General features: G+C 49.5%; 1 protein-coding gene and 1 pseudogene. One reads left to right on the top strand and one right to left on the bottom strand.

All coding sequences use genetic code 11. The features are described 5' to 3' along the window. Positions 1-899, top strand: an 899-nt coding sequence (locus ACTHUE_RS19095) for a tRNA dihydrouridine synthase (protein ID WP_440424181.1), incomplete at its 5' end; no start/stop codon positions are given. Between the two features lie 41 nt (positions 900-940). On the opposite strand, the pseudogene ACTHUE_RS19090 reads toward ACTHUE_RS19095, so the two are convergent. Then, positions 941-1408 (bottom strand): annotated as a pseudogene (locus ACTHUE_RS19090) (hypothetical protein); the annotation flags it as partial.

Genomic DNA, 1408 nt, shown 5'->3' with positions numbered 1-1408 from the left:
TTGGCGGATTTGACGAATGCGTCAGCGAATTTGTCCGCATTACGCACACGGTCCACTCACGCGCCACTTGGCTTAAATATGTTCCCGAAATCGCCCATGCCAACCGCACGCCGGCCGGCACGCCCTGTACTGTCCAACTTTTGGGCAGCGATGCGGAAAACATGGCCGTCAATGCTTTAGAAGCCGTGCGTTTCGGGGCGGACAAAATCGACCTCAACTTCGGCTGCCCCGCACCGACGGTCAACAAACACAAAGGCGGCGCGGTCTTGCTCAAAGAGCCCGACTTGATTTACCACATCGTCCACACCCTGCGCCAACGCCTTCCGCAACACATTCCGCTGACTGCCAAGATGCGGCTCGGTTATGAAGATAAAAGTCTGGCATTGGAATGTGCTTCCGCGATTGAAAACGGCGGCGCATGTGCATTAACCGTCCATGCGCGCACCAAAGTCGAAGGCTACGAACCGCCGGCACATTGGGAATGGGTGCGCAAAATCCGCGATGCAGTCAGTATTCCCGTTACTGCCAACGGCGATGTATTCAGCCTTCAAGACTATCTCGACATTAAAACCGTCAGCGGATGCGACAGCGTGATGCTCGGGCGCGGCGCAGTTATCCGTCCCGACTTGGCGCGGCAAATCAAGCAATATGAAAACGGCGAAACAGTCAAAGATACCGACTTTGCCGAAGTCTCCTCATGGATAGTCCAATTCTTCGACTTATGCCTTGCCAAAGAAGCCAACAACAAATATCCGGTTGCCCGCTTGAAACAGTGGCTGGGCATGATGAAAAAAGAGTTTGAACAGGCGCAGGTATTGTTTGACCGTATCCGCGCCGTTAAAGAAGCGGATGAAGTAAAACAGATTCTGCTGTCATTTGAACAAGAGATGCATTCATGATTCAAAAAGGCCGTCTGAATTTCAGACGGCCTTTAATATGATTACTGACAGATATAATCAGCCAACAGTCTGCCTTTTTCTGCACTGGCTGCATTAGCCATATTCACCTGTCTGGTCTCAGGGCCATTCTTGGATTTCAGGGCTTCACCATATTTTCTGGCAAACTCTTTATTGGCACTGGTCACCCTTGACTCAGTGGAATCCAATATAAAACCGTCTTGCTCATATTTGCCTTGCGCAGTAATAATCAAGATATTTTCAGGCGAAGGATAATCCGGAAAATTAACATAGTTGGTAACCAGCTTGTAGGAAACGCCTTTGCCGTGTTTCATATCCTGACAGATGCCGTTAGGCGCGGTAAAGACTGCATGGCCGATCCGACTACGTCCGAAATCGTAAAAATCGACTCTCTTAGCAGTAGCCAACAGTTTTCTATCATTGTCGTCATTAATATTTAATGACTTGCCGTTTACCAAAAACAGGGTTGGCAACAAGGGGCTGCCATAAGA

This window comes from Neisseria sp. P0021.S005, assembly GCF_051956955.1.
This window is presented reverse-complemented; position numbering and strand designations above follow the sequence as displayed.